Annotated in this window: 18 protein-coding genes and 1 pseudogene; 7 read left to right on the top strand and 12 right to left on the bottom strand. The window is 74.7% G+C overall.

Going from position 1 to position 22472, the window contains the following annotated elements; genetic code table 11:
* Positions 1 to 1149 (bottom strand): M28 family metallopeptidase (locus HTZ77_RS44685; protein ID WP_328809135.1); only part of this gene is annotated, 1149 nt, incomplete at its 3' end.
* A gap of 301 nt (positions 1150 to 1450) precedes the next feature.
* Between HTZ77_RS44685 and HTZ77_RS44680 the strand changes: the two genes are divergently transcribed.
* Both HTZ77_RS44680 and HTZ77_RS44675 read left to right on the top strand, forming a co-directional pair.
* On the top strand, positions 1451 to 3736 hold the full coding sequence (locus HTZ77_RS44680) for a heavy metal translocating P-type ATPase (protein WP_175595880.1): 2286 nt from the start codon (positions 1451 to 1453) through the stop codon (positions 3734 to 3736).
* Between the two features lie 81 nt (positions 3737 to 3817).
* On the top strand, positions 3818 to 4705 hold the full coding sequence (locus tag HTZ77_RS44675; protein WP_175595879.1) for a universal stress protein: 888 nt from the start codon (positions 3818 to 3820) through the stop codon (positions 4703 to 4705).
* Here HTZ77_RS44675 and HTZ77_RS44670 read toward each other — a convergent pair.
* Positions 4693 to 7473: a cation-translocating P-type ATPase gene (locus HTZ77_RS44670; RefSeq protein ID WP_175595878.1), complete on the bottom strand. Its 2781-nt coding sequence runs from the start codon at positions 7471 to 7473 to the stop codon at positions 4693 to 4695. The two genes, HTZ77_RS44675 and HTZ77_RS44670, sit on opposite strands and share 13 nt — an antisense overlap.
* A 124-nt stretch (positions 7474 to 7597) precedes the next feature.
* The gene (locus HTZ77_RS44665; RefSeq protein ID WP_175595877.1) at positions 7598 to 8806 is read right to left on the bottom strand and encodes a cytochrome P450; all 1209 of its coding nucleotides are present in this window, start codon (positions 8804 to 8806) and stop codon (positions 7598 to 7600) included.
* A 93-nt stretch (positions 8807 to 8899) separates the two neighbouring features.
* Between HTZ77_RS44665 and HTZ77_RS44660 the strand changes: the two genes are divergently transcribed.
* Complete coding sequence (locus HTZ77_RS44660) at positions 8900 to 9505, top strand: TetR/AcrR family transcriptional regulator (RefSeq protein WP_175595876.1); 606 nt, start codon at positions 8900 to 8902, stop codon at positions 9503 to 9505.
* Positions 9506 to 9588: 83 nt separating this feature from the next.
* A complete protein-coding gene (gene pta / locus HTZ77_RS44655; RefSeq protein ID WP_175595875.1) occupies positions 9589 to 11670 on the top strand; it encodes a phosphate acetyltransferase in 2082 nt (693 codons plus the stop codon).
* On the opposite strand, the gene HTZ77_RS44650 is transcribed toward pta, so the two are convergent.
* From HTZ77_RS44650 to HTZ77_RS44640, 3 genes are read right to left on the bottom strand one after another with little or no spacing between them, the layout of a single operon-like run.
* Positions 11660 to 12835 (bottom strand): acetate/propionate family kinase, encoded by a 1176-nt coding sequence (locus HTZ77_RS44650; RefSeq protein ID WP_175595874.1) that lies wholly within the window; start codon positions 12833 to 12835, stop codon positions 11660 to 11662. The genes pta and HTZ77_RS44650 overlap by 11 nt on opposite strands.
* A 10-nt stretch (positions 12836 to 12845) precedes the next feature.
* Positions 12846 to 13487, bottom strand: coding sequence for a DUF3159 domain-containing protein (locus tag HTZ77_RS44645; protein WP_175595873.1), 642 nt, complete (start codon positions 13485 to 13487; stop codon positions 12846 to 12848).
* 6 nt (positions 13488 to 13493) lie between these two features.
* On the bottom strand, positions 13494 to 14735 hold the full coding sequence (locus HTZ77_RS44640; RefSeq protein ID WP_175595872.1) for an alkyl sulfatase dimerization domain-containing protein: 1242 nt from the start codon (positions 14733 to 14735) through the stop codon (positions 13494 to 13496).
* A gap of 128 nt (positions 14736 to 14863) precedes the next feature.
* Between HTZ77_RS44640 and HTZ77_RS44635 the strand changes: the two genes are divergently transcribed.
* Positions 14864 to 16030: a PucR family transcriptional regulator gene (locus HTZ77_RS44635; protein WP_175595871.1), complete on the top strand. Its 1167-nt coding sequence runs from the start codon at positions 14864 to 14866 to the stop codon at positions 16028 to 16030.
* A 22-nt stretch (positions 16031 to 16052) separates the two neighbouring features.
* Here HTZ77_RS44635 and HTZ77_RS44630 read toward each other — a convergent pair whose 3' ends face one another.
* The 4 genes from HTZ77_RS44630 to HTZ77_RS44615 form a co-directional block, all read right to left on the bottom strand.
* Positions 16053 to 17267, bottom strand: coding sequence for an MFS transporter (locus HTZ77_RS44630; protein ID WP_175595870.1), 1215 nt, complete (start codon positions 17265 to 17267; stop codon positions 16053 to 16055).
* Positions 17267 to 18310, bottom strand: a complete 1044-nt coding sequence (locus tag HTZ77_RS44625; protein ID WP_328809134.1) for a PLP-dependent cysteine synthase family protein — start codon at positions 18308 to 18310, stop codon at positions 17267 to 17269. The genes HTZ77_RS44630 and HTZ77_RS44625 overlap by 1 nt, the downstream gene beginning before the upstream one ends.
* A gap of 84 nt (positions 18311 to 18394) precedes the next feature.
* Positions 18395 to 18739 (bottom strand): hypothetical protein, encoded by a 345-nt coding sequence (locus HTZ77_RS44620; protein ID WP_175595868.1) that lies wholly within the window; start codon positions 18737 to 18739, stop codon positions 18395 to 18397.
* A 138-nt stretch (positions 18740 to 18877) separates the two neighbouring features.
* Positions 18878 to 19480, bottom strand: a complete 603-nt coding sequence (locus HTZ77_RS44615) for a CGNR zinc finger domain-containing protein (RefSeq protein ID WP_175595867.1) — start codon at positions 19478 to 19480, stop codon at positions 18878 to 18880.
* 77 nt (positions 19481 to 19557) lie between these two features.
* Here HTZ77_RS44615 and HTZ77_RS44610 point away from each other — a divergent pair, with 77 nt between their 5' ends.
* A complete protein-coding gene (locus HTZ77_RS44610; RefSeq protein WP_205304740.1) occupies positions 19558 to 20916 on the top strand; it encodes an MFS transporter in 1359 nt (452 codons plus the stop codon).
* On the opposite strand, the gene HTZ77_RS44605 is transcribed toward HTZ77_RS44610, so the two are convergent.
* Entirely contained in the window at positions 20820 to 21917 is a 1098-nt protein-coding gene (locus tag HTZ77_RS44605) for a cation diffusion facilitator family transporter (protein ID WP_175595866.1), read from the bottom strand. The two genes, HTZ77_RS44610 and HTZ77_RS44605, sit on opposite strands and share 97 nt — an antisense overlap.
* Before the next feature lie 91 nt (positions 21918 to 22008).
* Here HTZ77_RS44605 and HTZ77_RS44600 point away from each other — a divergent pair, with 91 nt between their 5' ends.
* A complete protein-coding gene (locus HTZ77_RS44600) occupies positions 22009 to 22326 on the top strand; it encodes an ArsR/SmtB family transcription factor (RefSeq protein ID WP_328809133.1) in 318 nt (105 codons plus the stop codon).
* Between the two features lie 14 nt (positions 22327 to 22340).
* Here the strand turns inward: HTZ77_RS44600 and HTZ77_RS44595 are convergent.
* Positions 22341 to 22472: pseudogene (locus tag HTZ77_RS44595) on the bottom strand (integrase core domain-containing protein); the annotation flags it as partial.

Below are 22472 nucleotides of genomic sequence, written 5' to 3'. Positions count from 1 at the left end.
GCCGCTGGCCGACAGGTTGACGGCCTGGGCGTTGCCGGCGGTGGTCTGGGTGGCGATGGTGGTGGTGGCCGAGGAGCCCGCCTGGACCGTGCCCGACGCCGGGTTGGCCGAGATCGAGAAGTCACGGCTCGGTGTGCCGCCGCCGACGGCCCGCTTCCACAGGGCGTACATGGCGGCGTCGGAGGCCCGGTCCAGGATGGTGTCGTTGATGTTGCTGACGGTGTCGCAGGCGGAGTGGTAGCAGGAGTCGTACGCGCGCCCGGAGGTGCCGCCCCACTTGGCCGCCTGCGCCGAGGTCTTGGTGGCGCTCGCTCCCGCGGCCACGCCCGAGGTGGCGATGCCGGCGTTGCGGAAGGAGGCGTCGTCGGAGCGGTTGGCGCCCTCGGTGTTCTCCTCGGGCTGGAGGTTCAGCTTGTCGTAGAACTCCTTGAGCGGCTGGGCGGCGGTGGTGGTGATGTTGTTGATGAAGTAGCCGCCGTTGGGTGAGCCGACCATGTCGAAGTTGTAGTAACCCTGGATCTTCGACCGGCCGGTGGAGCCGAGGGAGTTGACGTAGAACTCGGAGCCGTTCAGCCCCTGCTCCTCGTCGGTCCACCAGCCGAACCGGACGTGCTTGGTCATCGTGGGCCGCTGGGCGGCCAGGGTCAGCGCCACCTCCAGCATGGCGGCGGAGCCGGAGCCGTTGTCGTTGATGCCGGGACCGGCCGCCACGCTGTCGAGGTGGGAGCCGGCCATGATGACCTGGTTCTCGTCACCGCCGGGCCAGTCCGCGATCACGTTCGGGCCCGCGCCGCCGCTGCAGCCGGAGGTGCAGCTCTGGCGGGCCACCGTGTAGCCGGCGTCGCGCAGCTTCTGCTCCACGTACGAGACGGACGCGGTGTAGCCGGCGCCGGTGGACCTGCGGGTGCCGCCGTTGGCCGTCGCGATCGTCTGGAACTGCGACAGGTGGGCCTTGACGCCGCTCAGGGCGACGTCCGGCGGGTCCTGCATGCTGAGACCGTCGGAGCTCTTGGCGAGGGCGGAGTCCTGCTGGGCGGGGGTGGCCCCGGGCGGGGCCGCGTGGGCGGGGAGTGCGGGTAAGGCGGACAGCACCATGGCCGCGGCCGCGGTGAGTGCCGCGGTCGCGGCGGCCAGGCCCTTGCGTTTCACGCTTGTGCTCCTTTCGGCTGTCCCCGGCCGGCCGCCCGGGTGGGCGCGCGCGGGCCCGCGTCGCAGGGGTCACCTGTGAGCGCGAGCCGGCCGGGAATCGGGGGGTGTGACGCACGTGCGAAGGATCACTGCGAGCCAGACGGTAGGCGCTCGTAACAAAGCTGGGAATCCGTATGCGTATCGGTAGACATGCTGAAATTACGCATCATTTGGCTGGCTGTCGGGGCGATGGCCATCGGCCCCGCGGGGGCGGGCCGAAAGGCCCTGGGAGGGGCGGCCGTCCTTCCCGCAGCCTGGGAGGGTGAAGCGATTCGGGCTCGCCGCGTTCCTGGGAGTCACGCTCGTCGCGCTCGCGGCCGGCGGCGTGCTGCGCCTGGCCGGGCTCGGCGAGGCGGCCGACGTCTGCTGGGCGGCGGGCACGGTCGTGGCCGTGGTCCCGGCGCTCTGGTGGGTCGTGTCGGCGCTGCGGGCCGGCCGGCTGGGCGTGGACGCGATCGCGGTGCTCGCCCTGCTGGGGACGCTCGCGGTCGGCGAGTACCTGGCCGGCGCCCTGATCGCGGTCATGCTGGCGACGGGCCGGGCGCTGGAGGAGTACGCGCTGCGCAGGGCGCGGCGCGACCTGACCGCGCTGTACGAGCGGGCGCCGCGCTGGGCGCACCGTCACGTCCCGGACGGCCGTGACGCGCGGGTGGACGTCTCCGAGGTCCGGCGGGGAGACCTGCTCCTGGTTCCGCCCGGCGAACTGGTCCCGGTCGACGGGGTGGTCGTGCGTCATGAGGCGGTGCTGGACGAGTCGGCGCTGACGGGCGAGCCGCTGCCGGTGGAGCACCTCGTCGGGGAGAGCGTGCGCAGCGGCGTGGTCAACGCCGGGCCGGCGTTCGACCTGCGGGCCACCGGGACCGCCGAGGAGAGCACGTACGCCGGCGTGGTGCGGCTGGCCCGCGAGACGGAGGCGGACACGGCTCCGGTGGTGCGGCTGGCCGACCGGTTCGCGGCGTGGTTCCTGCCCCTGACGCTGGTGCTCGCCGGCCTGGCCTGGGCGCTGTCGGGCGACGCCGTGCGGGCGGTGGCGGTGCTGGTCGTCGCCACACCGTGCCCGCTGCTGCTCGCCGCCCCGGCGGCCATCGCCTCCGGCCTGTCCCGTACGGCCCGCAACGGGGTCGTGGTCAAGGGCGGCGGCGCGCTGGAGACCCTGGGCCGGGCCCGCACCCTCGTGCTCGACAAGACCGGCACCCTCACCCGCGGCCGTCCCGAGGTGGTGGACGTCGCTCCCGCGCGCGGTCACACGGCGGAGGAGGTGCTGCGGCTCGCGGCCGCGGTCGACCAGGTGTCCTCGCACGTGCTGGCCGCCGCCGTCGTCCGGGCCGCGACCTGGCGCGGCCTCGACGTGCCGGCGGCGGCGGAGGTCGAGGAGGAGCCGGGCTTCGGCACGGCGGGCATCGTCGAGGGGCGGCAGGTGCAGGTGGGCAAGGCGCCCCCGGGCGCCTCGTCGCCGTGGACGGCCACGCAGCGGTCCAGGGCGGCCCTCGACAGCGCGATGACGGTGTGGGTGTGCGTGAACGGCGAGATCGCCGGGGTGGTCTTCCTGCGCGACGCGGTGCGCACGGACGCCGCCCGCACCCTGCGCAGGCTCCGGACAGCCGGGATCGAGCGGATCGTCATGCTCACCGGTGACCACGTGGACGTCGCCGAGAGCGTCGCCGCCGTGCTCGACGTGGACGAGGTGCTCGCCGAGCGCACGCCCGCCCAGAAGGTGGCCGGTGTGCGGGCCGAGGCCGGGCGGGCGACCACCGTCATGGTGGGCGACGGCGTCAACGACGCCCCCGCCCTGGCCGCCGCCCAGGTCGGCGTCGCCATGGGCGCGCGCGGGTCGGCGGCCTCCACGCAGGCGGCCGACGTGGTGCTCACCACCGACCGGCTCGACCGGCTGGCCGACGCGATGGACGTCGCCCGCCGGGCGCGGCGGATCGCCGTGCAGAGCGCCGGCGTCGGCATGGGGCTCTCCCTGCTCGCGATGCTCGCGGCGGCGCTCGGCGCCCTGCCGCCCGCCTCGGGCGCGCTGCTGCAGGAGGCCATCGACGTCGCCGTCACCCTCAACGCGCTGCGGGCGCTGCGGGGCGGGCGCGGCACGCGCGTGCCCGTGGACGCGCCCACGGGGGACATGCTGCACCGCTTCGACGAGGAGCACGCCCGCCTGCGCCCGGCCCTCGACCTGCTGCGCGAGACCGCCGACGCGCTCGACCGGCCCTCCGCGGTGGTCCTTCCCCGGCTGCGGCGCGTCCACGACGTGCTGGTCGGCGAGGTCCTTCCGCACGAGCGGGCCGAGGAGAGCCGGTTGTACCCGGCGCTGGGCGGCCTGCTCGGCGATCCGGAGGCGACCGTCCCCATGAGCAGGGCCCACGCCGAGATCGGGAGGCTGGTGGCCCGGCTCGGCCGGCATCTGGAGCTGGCCTCGTCCCGCGGACTGCTCCCCGAGCAGGTCGACGACCTGCGTGCCTGCCTGTACGGCCTGCACGCCGTCCTGACGCTGCACTTCGCGCAGGAGGAGGAGGCGTACTTCTCCCTCGTGGGGCAGAGGGAGGAGTGACGGCCCGCCCCCTCGGGGCCTCGCCGGGCGTGCCCCCGTGATCAGGTCGCCGCGGCGGGAGACGCGAGCGAGGGGGAGCTCATGGGCGGACAGCGGCGGGTGGTCGTCGGCTACGACGGCTCCGACTTCTCCATGCGGGCCCTGGAGTGGGCCCTGGACGAGTGCGGGCTGCGGGGCCTGCCGCTGACCGTCGCGCACGCCTGGAGCTGGCCGTACGGGGCGGCGGCGGAGGAGGCGAAGGCGCACCTGCGCGCGGCGGCCGAGCACGTGCTCCACCACGGCGCGGACCGCGCCCGCTCGGCCGGCTCGGTCACCGACGTCACCACCGACCTGTGCGAAGGGGCGGCGGCCGAGCGGCTCGTGGAGCTGTCGGCCGGCGCCTGCCTCGTCGTGGTGGGCTCGCGCGGGCTGGGCGCGTCGGCCCGTTCCGTCGTCGGCTCCGTGGCCGCCTCCGTGGCGGCCGGCGCGCGGGCGCCCGTGGTGGTCGTGCGCGGGCCGGGCCCGATTCCCGCGCGGGCGGACCGCGGCCCGCTCGTGCTGGGGCTGGCGCCCGCCACTCCGGACGAAGCGGTGGAGTTCGCCTTCACCGAGGCCGCCCTGCGGTCCCTGCGGATCACGGTGCTGCACCTCATCCACGTCGGAGGCATGGCCTGGGGCGTCGAGATCGACCCGCTGCCGGACGCCGGCGCGCTGAGGACGGCGGCACGAGAACGGGTGGAGGAGCGCCTGGCCGCCTGGCGAGCCGGGCACCCGGACGTCCGCGTCGAGGTCCGCGCGCTGATCGCGCCCGCGCGGGAGGCCCTGCGCGTCGCCTCCGAGGGGGCGAGCCTGCTGGTCGTCGGCGCGGACCGCACCCGCCCCGGCGGCACTCTCGGCACGGTGGCCAGGGCGATGACCGAGACCGCGCTGAGCCCCGTGGCCGTCGTCCCCGCGCGACCCGCCGGCCCGCCGGACGCTCAGGAGAGGTGACCGGCCCGGCGGCGCAGGAGCCATCGGCGCGCCTCGTCGGCGCCCCAGACGATCAGCGGGAAGGGGACGACGAAGGCCAGCATCTCGGGCGTCAGGGCGGCGGTGCCCAGCAGCGCCTGGAACGGCGGCGCGTAGACGAGCACGGCGGCCAGGGCCAGCTCGAAGGCGATGCCCCACAGCAGCAGGGGGTTGGAGGTCAGGCCGACGGAGCGCAGGGAGGCGCGTTCGGTGCGGACGGCGAAGGCGGTGCCGACCTGGCCGGCCACCATGCCGAGGAAGGTCATCGTGGTCGCCTGCCGGTAGGCGTGGTGCAGCGGGCTGCCGGGCCCGGTCGGGACGCCGGGATGCCAGCCGGCTCTGAGCAGCACGAAGAAGAAGCCCGCCATCGACAACGCGGCGCCGATCAGCCCCAGGAACAGCCAGGCGCGCAGCAGCATCGAGGCGCTGATCACGCCTTCCGAGCGGCTGCGCGGCGGGCGGCGCATGATCCCCGGCTCGGCGGGCTCGCGGCCCAGCGCGAGGGCGGGCAGGGTCTCGGTGCCGACGTCGACGGCCAGCAGTTGCATGACCGTGAGCGGCAGCGGGATCGCGCCACCGGCCAGGGCGAAGACCAGGAACGGGGTCACCTCGGGCGTCGTGTGGGCGAAGATGTAGCAGATGAACTTGCGGATGTTGTCGTAGATCCGCCGTCCCGACCGGACCGCGACGACGATGGTGGCGAAGTTGTCGTCGGTGAGCACCATGGTGGAGGCTTCGCGGGCCACGTCGGTGCCGGAGCGGCCCATCGCCACGCCGATGTCGGCCCGGCGCAGCGCGGGGGCGTCGTTCACGCCGTCGCCGGTCATCGCCACCACGTGGCCCTCGGCGCGCAGGGCGTCGGCGATCCGCAGCTTGGCCTCGGGGGAGCTGCGCGCGAAGATCAGCTCGGGCCGGTCCCGCAGCAGCGCGTCGAGGTCGTCCTCGCTCATGGCGTCGAGCCGTTCCCCGGTGACCACGCAGGGGCGCTCACCGGCGATGCCCACCTGCCGGGCGATCGCCGCGGCGGTCAGGGCGTGGTCGCCGGTGACCATGATGACCCGGATCCCCGCGGCGCGGCAGTCGGCGACCGCCTCGGCGACCTCGGGACGCGGCGGGTCGTGCATCGCCACCAGCCCGAGCAGGGTCAGGTCGCGCTCGGCGTCCTCGCGCCGCCGCGGCGCGGGCCGCTCCCCGTCCAGCCGGCGCGTGGCGACGGCGAGCACGCGGAGGCCGCGGCGGGCCCGCGCGTCCACGACCCGCTCGACGTCGCGGCGCCGGGCCGGGGTGAGGGCGCCGGTCCCGCCGCCGCTTTCCAGGATCGTGGAGCAGAGCGGCAGGAGCGTCTCCGGGGCTCCCTTGGCGTCCACCCATACGCCGCCGTCACGCTCGTCGAGCGTGGACATCCGTTTGAGCACCGGGTCGAAGTGGAACTGGCGGAGCCTCCTGGCCGGGGGAGAGCCGCCGAGGTCGCCGGCGGCCCGCAGCAGCGCCACCTCGGTGGGGTCGCCCACGACCTGGCCTTCGGCGTCGGACCCGGCGTTGTTGCACGCGACCATGACCGCGACCATGCCGCGCAGCGCCGGATCCGGTGCCTCTGGGACCGGACCTGCCGTCTCCGAGGCCGGATCCGGTGCCTCCGGGGCCGGATGGGGCGCCTCCGGGGCCGGGCCGTCGAGGTCGCGGGCGCCCGCCGAGGTCCACAGGGTGGTGACGCGCATCCGGTTCATGGTGAGCGTGCCGGTCTTGTCGGTGCAGATGACGTCCGTCGATCCCAGCGTCTCGACCGCGCTCAGCCGCTTGACGACGGCGCCGCGCCTGACCAGGTCGCGCACCCCCAGCGCCAGCGCCAGCGTGATCACCGGCAGCAGGCCCTCGGGGACGTTGCCCACCAGCAGTCCCACCGCGAACACCACCGCGTCACCCAGCGGCAGGTGCGCTCCCCAGGTCGCCACCGGGATGAACGCCACCCCGAACAGGACCGCGATCACCGCGATCAGCCAGGCCACCCGGCGGACCTGGCGCTCCAGCGGGCTCTCCTCCCGCTCGACCCGCTCCGACAGCGCCGCGATCCGGCCGAGCTCGGTACGCATCCCGGTCCCGAACACCACCGCCCGGGCCTGCCCCTCCGTGCACATCGTCCCGGAGAACACCAGCTCGCGCGCCTGGAGCAGGGAGACCCTGGTGTCGGCCAGGTCCGCGGAGCGGAACACCGGCATCGCCTCGCCGGTCAGCATCGACAGGTCCACCTCGATGCCGCCCTCGATCAGCCGGGCGTCCGCCGAGATCCGGTCGCCCTCCTCGATCACGAGGACGTCGCCGGGCACCAGCTCGGCGGCGGGAAGCGAGCGCGGCTGCCCGTCCCGCAGCGCGCGGGCCCGCGCCGGCAGGTAGGCGGCCAGCGCCTCGACCGCCCGTTCGGCCTGCACCTCCTGCGCGAACGCGAACGCCGCGTTCACCAGGATCACCACCACGACGGCCACGGCCACCGGAGTGATCCCCGCCGTCCAGGCCAGCGCCGCCGCCACCCACAGCAGCAGCGCCAGCGGATGGGTGAACTGCCGCAGGAGCTCCCGCGGCCAGCGCACCCCGCCGCGCCGCCGGAGCTCGTTGGGGCCGTAGTGCGTCAGCCGCCGCGCGGCCTCCCGCGAGGACAGGCCCGACCAGGAGCTGCGCAGGTCCCGCAGGAGCGACTCCACCCGTTCGGTCGGATCCGGTCCGGGTCCCTGCGGTGCTCCCTCAGCCACGCTCATCGGGCGCCTCCATCGGAGTGACGCGATCCGCCGGCGCGGGAGACCTGCGCCTCCGGCGCCGTGCCGAAGCCGACGCCTTCCTCCTACCCGCCACCCGGCTGCCCGCGCCCCGGCCGCGCGCGGATCACCAGGTCACGGGCAGCGACTCCACGCCGTAGACGGTCGACTGCAGCCGGAAGCGGAGGCTCTCGTACGGCACCGCGAGCTTCAGCCCCGGGAAGCGCCGCAACAGCGCGGGGAAGGCCACCTGCATCTCCAGCCGGGCCAGCGGCGCGCCCAGGCAGTGGTGGACGCCGTGCCCGAAGGCCATGTGCCCGGCGGCGTCGCGGGTGACGTCGAGCTCGTCGGGCTCCTTGACGAACGCCTCGTCCCGGTTGGCCGACAGCAGCGAGGGGATCACCAGGTCACCGGCCCTGAGCTGCCGGCCGCCGAGCGTGATGTCCTCGGTGACGTGCCGGGGCGGACCGGCCCGGTGCGCCACGGTCAGGTAGCGCAGCAGCTCCTCCACGGCCGGGGTGACGGCGTCGGGCTCGTCGCGGATGACGGCGGCCTGGTCCGGCCGGTGCAGCAGCAGCAACGTGCCCAGGCTGAGCATGTTGGCGGTCGTCTCGTGCCCGGCCACCAGCAGCGTGTTGCCGATCCCGAGCAGCTCGTCGTCGGTGAGGTCGTCGCCGTGCTCGCGCACCAGCAGGCCGAGCAGCTCCTGGCCCGGTTCGGCGCGCTCGCGGGCGATCAGCCCGTACATGTACGCGTTCATCTCGGCGGTGTTGGCGGCGTGCGCCTCCCGGTCCAGCGTCATGTCCAGGAGCCGGTTGCTGCGCCGCTGGAAGTCCTCCCGGTCGGCGTACGGCACGCCGAGCAGCTCGCAGATCACCAGCGAGGGGACCGGCAACGAGAACGCCTCCACCAGGTCGGCGGACGGCCCGGCGGCCTCCATGGCGTCCAGGTGCTCGGTCACGATCTGCTCGATGCGCGGCCGCAGGTGCCGCATCCTGGCCACGGTGAACTGGCCGGTCAGCAGGCGGCGCAGGCGGGTGTGCTCCGGCGGGTCGTACATCAGCGGGTTGCCGATGACGAAGCCCTTCAGCGACTCGTCGGAACGGTCGCCCAGCCGGCCGTTCGGCCCTTGGACGGCGTTGCTGAAGTGCGCCGGGTCGCTGAGCAGCTTGCGCACCTCGGCGTACTGGGTGACGAGCCACACGTCGGGGCCGCCGGTGGCGATGGGCAGGCGGACGACCGGCCCCTCGGCGCGCAGCCGCCGGTAGTCCCCGGCGTCGTACGGCGTGGGGTCGCCGTGCAGCGGCGGCAACGGAAACGTCGGGATCTCGGTCATCAACCGGCTCCTTCTCACTTAACTGATATCGGCCTCTCATTTCCACCGTAACACACGAAGTGAGACCCAACTCTCACCTGTTACGCTGGGTGCATGGACACCGACGCGCCTCGCCGCCGGCGCGCCGACGCGGCCCGCAACGCGGAGCGGATCACCCGTACGGCCCGGGCGGCGTTCGCCGAGGCCGGCGGCGGCGTCACGCTGGAGGAGATCGCCCAGCGGGCCGGGGTGGGGCTGGCGACGCTCTACCGCCACTTCCCGAGCAAGGAGAAGCTCGTCCGCGAGATCGTCGAGGAGCTGATGCGCGAGGAGATCGAGCCGGCGATCGCCCGCGCGCTCGCCGAGCCGGACCCGCTGCGCGGCATGTCGGTCATGATGGAGACGGTGCTGGCCCTGGCGTCGGGGCAGCCGGGCATCCTCGCCACGGCCAAGGACGCGGGAGCGCTCACCGCCGACCTGGCCCCCCGGTTCATCCAGCCGCTCACCCGGCTCATGCGCAACGCCCAGGCCGCCGGGCAGGCGCGCGCCGACCTGGAGCCGGACGACCTGCTGCGCATCCTCGGCATGCTGCTCAGCACGCTGCGACCGGCCGAGGGCCCGGACGAGGGCTGGCGCCGCTCGCTGGTGCTCCTGCTGGACGCCCTCCGCCCGGAGGGCGCCACCCCCCTGCCTCCGGCGGCGCCGCCCGCCCACTGCTGATCGTTCCCGGGTGCCGGATGCGAGCCCGTGCCGCCGTCCCCCTCGGGTGCGGCCCCGGGCGTCCGCCACGGAGAATGGTGACCATGACACGAGCGGTGTACGTCGCGGCGGCCGAGGCGGGAAGCAACAAGGGCACGATCGCCCTGGGCATGGTGGACCTGTTGTCCCGGCAGGTGGAGACCGTGGGCGTGTTCCGGCCCGTGGTCAGGGCGGGACGCGAGGACAACCTGATCAACACCGTCCGGAGCAGGTTCCAGCTCGGCTCGCCGTACGAGACGTACACGGGCGTCACCTACGACGACGTGCACGCCGACGCCGACCGCGCGGCCGGCGACATCGTGGCCCGCTACCGCGCGCTGGCGGGACGGTGCGACGCGGTGGTCGTGGTCGGCACCGACTACACCGACGTCGGAGCGCCGACCGAGTTCGAGTTCAACGCCAGGCTCGCCGCGGACCTGGGGACCCCCGTCCTCAACGTGGTGAGCGGACGGGGCCGGACGGTCTCGGAGATCGACGCCGCGGTCGAGCTCTCCTCCCGGCAACTGGCGCAGCACCACGCCCAGGAGCTCGCGGTCGTGGTCACCCGGGCGGCCCGCGAGCCCGTCGCGATCGAGCACCCCACGCCGGTGTTCGTGCTGCCCGAGGACCCCTCCCTGCGCGCCCCCACCGTCGCCGACCTGCTGGACGCCTGCGACGGCCGGCTCTTCCTCGGCGAGCGCGAGGGGCTCGGACGGGAGGCGAGCGCGCTGATGGTCGGCGCGATGTCGCTGCCCAACATCCTCGATCGCTACACCGAGGGGGCCGCGGTGATCATCCCGTCCGACCGGGCCGCCGCGCTGCTTCCCGGGCTGATCGCGGCGCACGCGGCGCCGGGCTTCCCGGCCCTGTCCGCGGTGATCATGACGGGTGGCGCGGATCTGCCCGTTCCGGTGGACCGGCTGCTGCACAGCATGGCCGTCCCCCTGCCGGTCATCGTCACCGAGCACGACACCTTCGACACCGCGACCCGGCTGTCGGCGGTGGAGGGGCAGTTCACCCCCCAGGCCGGCGGGAAGATCGACACGGCGCTGCGGCTGTTCGCCGAGCACGTCGACGGCCGGCTGCTGCTCGATCGGCTGGCCATCGCCAAGACCGACGTCGTCACGCCGCTGATGTTCGAGTACGAGCTGCTGGACCGGGCGCGCGCCCGCCGCCGGCACATCGTGCTGCCCGAGGGCGAGGAGCCGCGCATCCTGCGCGCGGCCGACGTCCTGCTGCGCCGCGGCGTGGCCCGGCTCACCCTGCTCGGCGACGAGGCGCGCATCCGGGCCCAGGCCGCCCAGCTCGGCCTCGACCTGGACGAGGCCCGGGTGCTCAGCCCGTTCGACGGGGAGCTGCGCGAGCGCTTCGCCCACGAGTACGCCGCGGTGCGGGCCCACCGGGGGATGACCGTCGAGCTGGCCCGCGACACCGTCACCGACGTGTCCTACTTCGGCACGCTGATGGTCCACACCGGCATGGCCGACGGCATGGTCTCGGGCGCGGCGCACACCACCGCGCACACCATCAGGCCGGCGTTCGAGATCCTGCGCCTGGGGCTGGTCTCCAGCGTGTTCTTCATGTGCCTGGCCGACCGGGTGCTGGTGTACGGCGACTGCGCCGTCAATCCCGATCCGAGCGCCGAGCAGCTCGCCGACATCGCGATCTCGTCGGCCGGCACCGCGGCCCTGTTCGGCGTCGATCCCCGGATCGCCATGCTGTCGTACTCGACGGGGACCTCGGGCGCCGGCGCCGACGTCGACAAGGTCCGCACCGCCACCGGCCTGATCCGCGAGCTGCGCCCGGACCTGCCGGTGGAGGGACCGATCCAGTACGACGCCGCGGTCGACCCCGGCGTGGCGCGCACCAAGATGCCCGACAGCCAGGTGGCCGGACGTGCCACCGTCTTCGTGGTGCCCGACCTCAACACCGGCAACAACCTCTACAAGGCCGTCCAGCGCAGCGCCGGCGCCGTCGCGGTGGGGCCGGTGCTCCAAGGGCTGCGCAAGCCCGTCAACGACCTGTCCCGCGGCGCCACCGTGGCCGACATCGTCACGACCGTCGCCATCACCGCCGCCCAGGTGCGCGACGACGAGCCCGATCCCGGCCGCGCGGACGGCGCGCTCCGGCGTCCTGTCATGAGATGAGCGCGTGCGCCTGCCGGGCGATCTCCCACTCCTCGTCGGTCGGGACGACCAGCACCGCCACCTCGGCGCCGGGCGGGGAGACGGCCCGCTCGCCGTCCCCGCCCGCCGCGTTGAGCGCCGGGTCCACGCGGATGCCGAGCCGGTCGAGCCCCGCCAGGCAGGCGGCGCGGGTGGCGGCGTCGTGCTCACCGATCCCGCCGGTGAGCACGATCGCGTCGACCCGGCCGAGCAGCGCGTAGTAGGCGCCGACGTACTTGCGGATGCGCCGGGTGTAGACGTCCAGGGCGAGCGCGGCCTCGGCGTCGTCGCGGGCGCGTACCTGGCGCATGTCGCGGGTCCCGGCCAGGGCGAGCAGGCCGCCGGAGTTCGTGAGCGCGTGCTCCACCTCCTGGGCGTCCAGCCCGTCCACCCGGGCCAGGTAGCCGGCGAGCGCCGGGTCGACGTCGCCCGAACGGGTGCCCATCACCAGGCCCTCGAGCGGGGTCATGCCCATGGAGGTGTCGACGCTGCGGCCGCCGGAGACCGCGGTGGCGCTCGCGCCGTTGCCCAGGTGCAGCACGATCAGGTTGAGGCCGGCGAGGTCACGGCCGAGGACGGCGGCGGCGCGGCGCGAGACGTACGCGCAGGAGGTGCCGTGGAAGCCGAAGCGCCGCACGCCGAGCCGCTCGCGCCAGTCGCGCGGCACCGCGTAGGTGTAGGCCTCGGGCGGCAGCGTGCGGTGGAAGGCGGTGTCGAACACGGCGACCTGCGGAATGCCGGGGAACGCCTTGCGGGCGAGCTGGATGCCGGCGAGGTTGACCGGGTTGTGCAGGGGAGCGAGCGGGGCCAGGTCCTCGATCGCGGTGACGACCTCGTCGTCGATGAGGACGGCCTCGGTGAACCGGGTGCCGCCGTGCACGACCCGGTGCCCGACCGCGACGGGGGACAGCGGAGGGCCGGCCTCGTCGAACGCCTCCATCATCGCCTCCAGCCCGTCGCCGTGCCCGGGGAAGGGCCGTTCGCGCACGTACGGGGACCCGTCGCCGGTCCGGTGGGTGAGCCGCCCGCCGTCCTCGCCGATGCGCTCGACCAGACCGACGGCGGGGCGTTCGCGGGTGGTGACGTCGACGAGCTCGTACTTGATCGAGGAGGATCCCGTGTTCAGGACGAGAATGCAGCCGGCCATGCCCACGACCCTAGTTCCCGCCGGGGCGCCGCCGCGCTTCCCCCTCGGAAGGGAGATGATCGGGGCAGAGCGGGCCGCGGCAGGGGCGATCGGTGAGGCGCCGGTACAGCAGCCAGAGGACGACCGCCGCCACCAGGTGGGCGGGCACCTCGACCAGGAGCTTGAACACGCCCATGGCCACCGCCTGCCCCTCGTGGTAGAGCCGTAGCTGGTTCGCGAGCAGTGACGCCTCCATGGCCAGCCAGAGCGCGTTGACGATCGTGAAGGCCCGCAGGCGCACCGGGCAGCGCCGCCAGGAGAGGCCGCGGCCGGTGACCAGCCCCGTCACCAGCCCGGCCGGGGGGAGCCGGAGCAGCATCAGGACCGGTGTCGCCACGGCGATCACGGTGCGGACGGCGATCAGCGGCAGGAAGTAGTCGGCCGCCTCCCCGGACAGCGTGGCCAGAGCTCCCGCCAGGGCGGCGAGGCAGAGGCCGCCGAGCGCCGGCCAGATGCTGCGGGCCTGCCGGAACCGGTGGAGGGCGACCAGCGCCGCCAGGCAGAGGGCGGCGGCCAGCGAGAGCGGCAGCTTGCCGGTCGTCGCGTACGCCACGGTGAAACCCAGCGCCGGTGCGGCCGTCTCCGCCACGTGGAGCCCCGCCTTGCGCAACACGCCGGCTCACTCCGAACGCTTGCGTGATTCGGCGGCGGCCCAGGCGAACACGCCCCTGGCCATCAGGGACGCCTCGGAGCGCGCACGCTCGGCGAACACCTCGGCCCGGATCCGGTGCAGGCCGGCGTCGTCGGGGGCGGCCTGGACGGCCATCTCGGCCAGGTGCCCGGCGAGCCGCTGGTCTCCCGCCGCCAGGGCGTGCAGCGCCGCCTCGCCCACCTTCCCCGCGCCGCCGGCCAGTTCGGCGACCGCGCCGGCCAGCACGGCGTCCGGGGCGGGCTTGAGGTGGGCCGGGTTGCCGTCGTACCAGCCGCCGTACAGCCGCCAGATGGTGCGCACGACGAACTCGGGCTCGTCGTAGTGCGGCCGCAGGTACGGCCGCTCGGCCAGGTGGGCCGGCGGCCTGACCCGCTGGACGACGGCGTCGAGCCGGGCGCCCTCGTTGAGCAGGGCGAGTGTCTGCTCGACCAGGCTCTCCAGCCATTCGGCCGTCTCGACCAGCGCCTGCTCGATCCGGTCGGCGCCGAAGATCGGCGCGCCGTGGCCGGGGAGCATGATCTCGGCGTTCAGCGCCGCCATCCGGCGCAGCGCGATCGCCCACTCGCGCGGGTAACGCTGCGCCTTCTGCGGGTTGCCGCAGTTGGGGGCGAGCCAGATGAACAGGTCGCCGGGCAGCAGCACCCGCTGTTCGGGCAGGAAGCCGACGCTGGCGTCGTCGGTCTCGCCCTTGCCGTGGAAGAGCTCGAACGGGCCGGCGGTCAGCGTGGAGCGGTAGGCCACGTCCGGGTACCGGTACTCCGACGGCCAGCCGAGCTCCTCCAACTGGAACTGCCTGCGGTTGACGACCGCGTTGTAGCCCCGCGTGATCAGGTAACGGTCGAAGCGCGCGGCCACGGCCTCATGGGCGGCCACCACCGGCCGGGGTCGTCCGGCCGCGTCGGCCTCGGCGTCGAACGGGCCCACACCGGAGACGTGGTCGATGTGCCCGTGGGAGTAGGCGACGGTCGTCACCGGGTCGGCCGTCCACGTCCGCACGTCCTGGTGCAGGCGTGCGGCGTCGTAGGGGTTGCCCGTGTCGAACAGGGCCGCCTCGCCCCCGCTCCTGACGACGACCGTGTTGCCGAACCCGGCGCGGAAGCCCACGTCGTCCGCCACCTCGACGACGCCGCTCCCGGACAGCCCGGCCCGCACGACGCTGTCGGCGACCTCCCCGGACCAGACCTGGTCGGCGTACCTCACGATGTCCATCGGGCGGCTCCTTCGTCGTCGGCGGGATCCGGGGGGTGAGATCACTGTGGCGGGGCGGATCAGGCGCGCACAATCACTCCCGATCCCACCGTCGTCCCGTACGGATTGTGAGATGTCACAATCACGCCATGGACGACGAGCCCGCGCTCAGCGCCGCCAGGATCGCGGCCCGCTGCGAGCCCCAGGTGAACCGGCTGACCCGGCAGATCGTGGCGGAGCAGGCGACCGCCATCCCCGGCCTGGCGGTCCTGCCCGCGCGGCTGCGGGACGTGGAGATGGCGGCCAGCGTCCGGCACGGGTTCCGGCTGTTCCTGCGCTTCGCGCAGGGCGGGGCCGCCGCCGACCGCGACCTGCGGGTGTTCCGCGAGCGGGCGGCGCAGCGGATGACCGAGGGCGTGCCGCTCACCACCCTGCTCAGCGCCTACCTGCTGGCCTACCGGTCGATGTGGCGGGCCCTGTGCGCGGTGGCGCGGCCCGGCGAGGAGTACGGCCTGCGGCTGCTCGGCGAGCTGATGTTCCAGACGCTGGAATGGGTCACGAGCGCGGTCAGCGAGGCCTATCTCGGGCAGGCCGCGCTGGCCGAGCGCGGTGAGGCGCTGCGCGCGGTGGCCAGGGCGCTGCTGGCCGGTCAGGCCGCCGACGACGTGGCGGCCAGGCACGGGGTGACCCTCGAACCCGGCTATCACGTGCTGCACCTGGCGATCAGCCCGGACGGGGCCTCTCCCGTGGAGGTGCGGCGCCGCCTGCGCACCGTCCAGGCGGAGCTGGACCGCCGCGCCGGGGAGCCGGTCATGACCCGGTTCGGCCCGGACGGCGGCCACGCCCTGCTGCCGCTGCGCCTGCCCCCTCCCGACGACCGGCTGCCCCGCCGTCTCGCCGAGGCGGGCGTCGGCGTCCACGTCGGTCTGAGCGCCGCCGCGCGGCGCGCGGACGTCCCGGCCGCGGCCGGGCAGGCCACCAGGATCGCCGAGGTCGCCCGGGCGGCCGGCCGCCCGGAGGGCCTCTACGAGCTGGGCGGCGTCCTGCTCGACTATCACCTGAGCGCGCCGGGCGCGAGCGGCGCGCGGCTGGCGGGGCTCCTGGACGTGCTCGACTCCTCGTTGCTGGAGACGCTGGAGGCCTACTTCGCCGCCGACTTCGACCGCCGCGCCACCGCGCGGGCGCTGAACGTGCACCCCAACACCGTCGACAACCGGCTGGCCAGGGTGAGCGCCCTGATCGGCGCCGACCTGCGCGCCTCCCACGGCATCCTCCTGGTCGGCGCCGCGCTCACCGCCCGCCGCCTCGGCGGCTGACCTCCGGCGGGCCGGTCGCGGATCACCGCTGACCGGCGGCCTCCGGAGCGGCGGCGCCCGTCAGCCGTCCGGTACGGCCCAGCGCCCCGACCGCGACCGCGCACGCCGCGCCCAGCAGGAACAGCGCCGTCCCCGCCGCAGCGGGCGAGCCGGCGCCCAGAAGCGCGCCGACCAGCAGGTTGCCCAGCGTGATGCCGATCCCGGCGACCGTGTTGTACAGCCCGTAGTGGGTGGCCACCAGCCGCTCCCCGGACAACGCCACCACGGTGTCCATCTCGAACGGGTACGTCAGGGCGGTTCCCGCGGCCAGCAGCGCCGCGCACGCCAGCACCGCCGCGATCCGCGCCGCCGCGGACGGTGCCGCGCCGGCCGGCACCAGCGGCAGGAAGGCGATCGCCATGAGCGCGAGCCCGCGGACGACGGCCTGCGGCCCGCTCCAGCGGCGGCGCGCCCAGTCGGTGATCCTGAGCTGACCGGCGATCGCCACGAGCGCCGACACCACGAACAGCGAACCGACCGCGCCGGCGTCACCGAGCAGCAGCGGCAGGGCCAGGTACACCTGGAACGACAGCACGGAGGAGCCCGCCATGGCCGTGGAGAACAACAGGAACGGCCGGTTGGCGACGACGGCGCGCCACCCGGCCGCGACGCCCGCCCCGCCGGTGGTCCGCGCGCGGCACGGCGGCAGGGCGAGGAGCTGGAGCAGCGTCAGGAGCCCGAAGACGGCCGCGGCCACGGCGCAGACCAGCCGGAAGTCCACGCTCACCAGGGCGAGCCCGATCACCGGGCCGGCCAGGATGCCACTCTGGTAGAAGACGTTGAACAGCGCGAACGCCTCCACCCGGCGCTCGCCCGAGTCGTGCGCGAGGTAGGCGCGCACCGCGGGGTTGAACAGGGCGCCGGCGAACCCGGTCATCGCCGAGGCGGCCAGCAGGGCGGGCAGCGCGTCCGCGACCCCCAGCAGCGCGAAGGCGACCGTGCGCAGCAGGCAGCCCGCGATGATGACGGGCCGGTAGCCGAGCCGGTCGGCCAGCGCGCCGCCCAGCAGGAACAGGCCCTGCTGGCTGAGGTTGCGCACCCCGAGCACGAGCCCGACCGTCCAGGCGGCCATGCCCAGGCCGCCCGACAGGTGCCCGGCCAGGTACGGCATGAGCATGTAGAAACCGGTGTTGATGGCGAGCTGGTTGACCATCAGCAGCCGCACGCCGCGGTCGAAGGAGGTGAAACGGCGCCACATCAGCGCATCACCATCCGGGTCCAGCGGGTGACCTCGGCCTCGGCGGGGTGCCCGATCCGGTCCGGCTCGTCAGCGGGAGGCCGGCCGAGCAGGTCGTGCTCGGCGCAGTAGCCGTCGTCGTAGACGGTCGTGTAGTACCGGGCGGGGCCGTCGGGGAAGACGGCGGCGATCCGGCGGTCGGCCGCCTGCGTCCTGGCGAGCCACGCGGCGACCACGGTGACGGCGCCGACGCTCCAGCCGCCGGTGGTGTAGTGGGTGGCGGCGAGCGTGCGGCAGGCCCACACCGCCTCGTGCGGCGCCACCCAGTGCACCTCGTCGAACGCGTCGTGGTCCACGTTGCGCGGGTGGATGCTGCTGCCCAGCCCGCGCATGAGCCGCGGCCTGGCCGGCTGGCCGAAGATCGTCGAGCCGACGGCGTCCACCCCCACGAGGCGGAGCCGGGGGTTGTGCTCGCGCAGCGTCCTTGCCACCCCGGCCGAGTGGCCGCCGGTCCCGACGCTGCACACCAGCACGTCGATCCGGCCGAGCTGGGCGAGCAGCTCGTGGGCCAGAGCGGCGTAGGCGGCCACGTTGTCGGGGTTGTCGTACTGCCGCGGGCAGTAGCCGCCCGGATGGGCGGCGAGCAGCTCGGCGACCCGGTCCAGCCGGGCGCGCTGCCAGCCGCCGGCCGGATGCGGACGCCACACGGTCTCCACGCGCGCTCCGTAGGAGCACAGCAGCCGGTGGACGATCGCCTCCATCCCCGGGTCGGTGACCACGGTCACCGGGTGGCCGTGGACGATGCCGGCCAGCGCCAGTCCCAGGCCGAACGTGCCGGACGTGGACTCGACGATCATCGCGCCCGGGGCGAGCTCTCCTCTCGCCCGGGCGCGTCCGACGATGTGGAGGGCGGGCCGGTCCTTCAGCCCGCCGGGGTTGGCTCCTTCGAGCTTGGCCCAGAAACCACGCCCGAACGGGGCGAACGGCTCCCCGATCCAGCACACGGGCGTGTCACCGGCCAGCCGCGCCAGGGCGGACGAGGGCCGGGACGGAGACGAGATCATCGACATGCTGCACACGCATTCCTCCCGCGCGGCGGCGGGACGCTACCGACAAGGACTCAGGCCAGACGTGGTGCGGACCCGTCCTCAGGGCCGGTGGACCTCAAGCGTGTGATGGCGCGCGGCCCGGTCGCGATGGCCGCGTCGCGGGTGGTGCTCGGGCGGGCTGCCGTCGTGGTGCGCGACGGGCATGACCGGCCGCAGCGACGGCGTCGTCCACCGCGCCACCGGTTCGCAGGGGACGCGCTTCGGGACGGGCAGCACGAACCCGTCGCCGTCGGGATGGTCGACGTGGTGATCGTGATCCGTGCCGTGCAGGCAGGTCGCCCATCCGGCCGGGTCGGGCATCGCCCGGTGCTCGTCCGTGGACAGGGCGTGCGCCCACAGGTGCGCGATCACGAGGGCTCCGAGCAGCACGGAGAGCCACGCCACCCAGCGCGGCCGTCCTGCGGGTGAACACGGAGCATGCATAGTCAGCTACAGACAGTACACATGCCGGGGCGGGCGCCCGTGGTCCGGCGCGCGGTGGCGGTGATCTTCCCTGCGCGGCGAGGCGGGCGGGGGAGGCGATCAGGCCGGCTCCGCGGTGGTGCGGCCCCCGGCCCGCGCCTGCCGGCGCTCACGGTGGGTGGCGGCCTTGACGCGGCTGCGGCAGGCGGAGGAGCAGAAGTGGCGCACGCCGTTCCGGGAGCTGTCCACGTAGACCCGGTCGCAGGCGGCGGCCTGGCAGACGCCCAGTCGGCCGCCGAGGTCGCTGCCGATCGCCAGGGCGAGCGCCGCCGCGCAGCCCGCGCTCCAGCCCACCGCCAGCGTGTCGTCCGGGCCGTGGAAGTGGACCTGCCACGGCTCCCCGGGAACCTGGTCGAGCTGCGGCCGGGCGCCGGTGGAGAGCAGGAGCGCGTTCACGACGGCCGCCGCCTCGCCCGTCCGCTCCGCGTGGACGGCCTCGAACACCTGGCGCATGCTCTCGGCGGTCCGGACGAGGTGCTCCGCCTCCTCCGCGGTGACCGTGCGAGGGCCGGAGCCGGAGGAGGGCAGGGCCGCGTCGACGGCGGCGGGCAGCAGGCCGGCTCGGGGTGCGGTGTAGGGCCTGCCGCGGGCGGCGCCGTCCGTGAGGACGTTGACCAGGGACACGGTCGCCTCCAGCAGCGTGGCGACATGACCATCGAACATCACTTGACTGGTCACTCCTTCGAGTCCTAGGGTTCGTGACCGACGTCATCCATTTGGTCGGTCACGGAGGTCAGTGTATGCGTTTCCCGGGCCGCGGTCGGCGGCTGCCCCGGACCGTGTGGCTGCTCGTCGTGGCGCGCGCCGTGAACCGGCTCGGGGCGTTCTCGATCTCGTTCCTGACGGTCCTGGTCACCACCGAGTTCGGGGCCGGTGCCGCCACCGCCGGGATCATCTCTGCGGCGTTCGGCCTGGCGACGATCCCCTCGCGGCTCCTCGGCGGCCTCCTCGCGGACCGGCTGGGCCGGCGCCGCACGGTCGTGCTCGGCCTCTGCGGCTGCGCCGTCACCCAGCTGGCCGTCGCGACCGCCGGATCGGTGGCCGCGGTCGCGGTGCTCGCCGTGCTGCTCGGCCTGGTCTTCGAACTGTACGAGCCGCCGAGCCAGGCGATGATCGCCGACTCCGCCGGCCCCGACGACCGGACCCGGGCGTTCAGCCTCTTCAACGCGGCCCTGGCGGCCGGCGGCATGGGGGCGGGACTGATCGCGGCGGCCGTGGGGCGCTGGGACCTGCGCTGGCTGTTCGTCATCGACGCGCTGACGTGCCTGGCGTGCGCGGCCGTCGTGCGCCTGGCCCTGCCGGCCGACCCTTCCGGTCCCCGGCGCGCCGAGGCCGCGAGCTCCGGCCGGACGACGCCCTGGCGCGATCCGGCGCTGGTGGCCATGCTCGCCTGCGGCACGCTGTTCGCGACCGTGTGCATGGGGATCATGGTCGCCCTGCCGCTCGCCCTGCCGGGGCACGGCCTCGAAGCCGCGGACGCCGGCCTCCTGTTCACCGTCTCGGCCGTCACGACCGTGGCCGGGCAGCCTCTGCTGCGCCTGAGATCCGTGGCGGCGCTGCCGGCCTCCGCGGCTCTCGCGGTGGGGTCGGTCCTCATGGCGGCGGGGCTGGCCGGCTACGCGATCGCCCGCGGCCTGCCGCTCTTCCTGGTCGCGACCGTGGTGTGGAGCCTGGGTGACCTGTTCATGGTCGGACGCGCGTACGCGGTCGTCGCCGGCCTCGCCGCGCCGGAGGCCCGGGGCCGCTATCTCGCCGTCTACGGGACGAGCTGGGGCGTCGCGGCCGTGGCGGCGCCCCTCGCCGGCACCCAGCTCCTCGAACGCGTGGGCGCGGAGGGCATGTGGGTGGCCGCGGCGTGCGTCTGCCTGGTGCTGGCCGCCGCGCAGCTCGGCGTCGGGCCCCTGCTCGCGCGGCGCCCGCCCGCGAGCCCGCCGGGCGCCCAGCCCGCGAGCCTGCCGGGCGCCGAGCCCGCGCCTGCTGGACGCCGAGCCCGCGGGGCCGGTCAGCGATGGCTCGTCAGCGCGGCGTGGTGGTCGACGTCATGGGGGCCGTCCGGGTCGGCGTGCACGGTGGCCGCGCGCAGGCGTGGCAGGTCGTGAATGAGCCGGTGCTCCGCCTCGACGGCGACGGCATGCGCCTCGACCAGCGACAGCTCGTGGCTCACCATGATGTCCACCTCGGCGTGCAGGGCGTGGCCGACCCAGCGCAGCCGTACCGAACCCACCCGCTCCACGCCGCGCGTGCCGGCGAGGATCCGCTCGGCCTGGTCGAGCAGCGCCGGGTCCACGGCGTCCATGAGCCGGTGGTAGATCTCCCTGCCCGCGTCGCGCAGGACGAAGCAGATGGCGGCGGTGATGAGCAGGCCGACGACGGGGTCCGCGAGCGGGAGGCCGAGCGCCGCGCCGCCCGCCCCGAGCAGGACGGCGAGCGAGGTGAACCCGTCGGTCCGGGCGTGCAGTCCGTCCGCGACCAGCGCCGCCGAGCCGATCTCCCGGCCGACCCTGATCCGGTAGCGGGCCACCCACTCGTTGCCGAGGAAGCCGACCACGCCCGCGGCGGCCACCCACCAGAGCGCCCGCACGTCCTGCGGCTCGATCAGCCGCCTGACGGCCTCGTAGCCGGCCAGGCCGGCCGAGGCGGCGATCACGACGACGACGGCGATCCCGGCGAGGTCCTCGGCCCGGCCGTACCCGTAGGTGAAGCGGCGCGTGGCCGCCCGCCGCCCGAGGGAGAAGGCGATCGCGAGCGGGACGGCGGTCAGGGCGTCGGCGACGTTGTGCAGCGTGTCGCCCAGGAGCGCGACCGAGCCGGAGAACGCCACGATCACCCCCTGGGCCGCGGCCGTGACCATGAGCGCGGCGAAGGAGACGGCCAGCACGCGCATGCCGCGCGAGCTGGACTCCAGAGCCTCGTCGCTCTTGTCCGCGCTGTCGTGGCTGTGCGGCGTGAACGCGTGCCCGGCCTGATGGACCAGGCGCCTGAAACCACTCGCGCGACGCCCGTGGCCATGCCCATGTCCGTGCCCGTGCCCGTGGTCATGCCCGTGTCCGTGCCCGTGCTGGCCGGTCGGCGAAGGGTGGTGGTCGTGATGGTCGGACATCGCATCCCTCGCTTGCGGGCGGCAACCTCACGGGCGAGTATATGTAGTCATGTACGCACGCGACAACGACTCAGGTGCGGGTCAGCCGCAGGTGCAACCCACTCCCGCGCAGGTGGACGCGGCCGTGGAGGCGTTCCGCATGCTGAGCGACGCCACCCGGCTCCGCCTGATGTGGGTGCTGTCCTCCGCCGAGTACGACGTCGGCTCCCTGGCGGAGACGATCGGCGTGGCCAGGCCCTCCGTCTCCCAGCACCTGGCCAAGCTCCGCCTGGCCGGTCTGGTGCGTACCCGCAGGCAGGGCCGCCGCGTCCTCTACCGCGCCCGGGACGCGCACGTGCGGGCCCTCATCGCGGAGGCCCTCTTCCACGCCGATCACGAGGTGTCCGGCATTCCCCGCCACGACGACTGAGCCCTCCGTACGGGCTAGCTGTATTGACCCGCAGGGTTGTTGACGCGGGTGATCGGTGGTTGGCCTCCGAGCGCGGTGTGGCAGCGGTGGTGGTTGTAGGTGTGCAGGAAGTCTTGCAGAGCGGCGGTGCGTTCGTCGTTGCTGGC

This window comes from Nonomuraea montanisoli (genome assembly GCF_013363975.1).
GTDB classification, from domain to species: domain Bacteria; phylum Actinomycetota; class Actinomycetes; order Streptosporangiales; family Streptosporangiaceae; genus Nonomuraea; species Nonomuraea montanisoli.
This window is presented reverse-complemented; position numbering and strand designations above follow the sequence as displayed.

Coding starts and splice junctions, on each gene's coding strand:
- HTZ77_RS44675 (WP_175595879.1), top strand. CDS start 3,818: ATGGGCGGACAGCGGCGGGTGGTCGTCGGCTACGACGGCTCCGACTTC.
- HTZ77_RS44670 (WP_175595878.1), bottom strand. CDS start 7,473: ATGAGCGTGGCTGAGGGAGCACCGCAGGGACCCGGACCGGATCCGACC.
- HTZ77_RS44665 (WP_175595877.1), bottom strand. CDS start 8,806: ATGACCGAGATCCCGACGTTTCCGTTGCCGCCGCTGCACGGCGACCCC.
- HTZ77_RS44660 (WP_175595876.1), top strand. CDS start 8,900: ATGGACACCGACGCGCCTCGCCGCCGGCGCGCCGACGCGGCCCGCAAC.
- pta (WP_175595875.1), top strand. CDS start 9,589: ATGACACGAGCGGTGTACGTCGCGGCGGCCGAGGCGGGAAGCAACAAG.
- HTZ77_RS44650 (WP_175595874.1), bottom strand. CDS start 12,835: ATGGCCGGCTGCATTCTCGTCCTGAACACGGGATCCTCCTCGATCAAG.
- HTZ77_RS44640 (WP_175595872.1), bottom strand. CDS start 14,735: ATGGACATCGTGAGGTACGCCGACCAGGTCTGGTCCGGGGAGGTCGCC.
- HTZ77_RS44635 (WP_175595871.1), top strand. CDS start 14,864: ATGGACGACGAGCCCGCGCTCAGCGCCGCCAGGATCGCGGCCCGCTGC.
- HTZ77_RS44630 (WP_175595870.1), bottom strand. CDS start 17,267: ATGTGGCGCCGTTTCACCTCCTTCGACCGCGGCGTGCGGCTGCTGATG.
- HTZ77_RS44625 (WP_328809134.1), bottom strand. CDS start 18,310: ATGATCTCGTCTCCGTCCCGGCCCTCGTCCGCCCTGGCGCGGCTGGCC.
- HTZ77_RS44615 (WP_175595867.1), bottom strand. CDS start 19,480: ATGTTCGATGGTCATGTCGCCACGCTGCTGGAGGCGACCGTGTCCCTG.
- HTZ77_RS44610 (WP_205304740.1), top strand. CDS start 19,558: ATGCGTTTCCCGGGCCGCGGTCGGCGGCTGCCCCGGACCGTGTGGCTG.
- HTZ77_RS44605 (WP_175595866.1), bottom strand. CDS start 21,917: ATGTCCGACCATCACGACCACCACCCTTCGCCGACCGGCCAGCACGGG.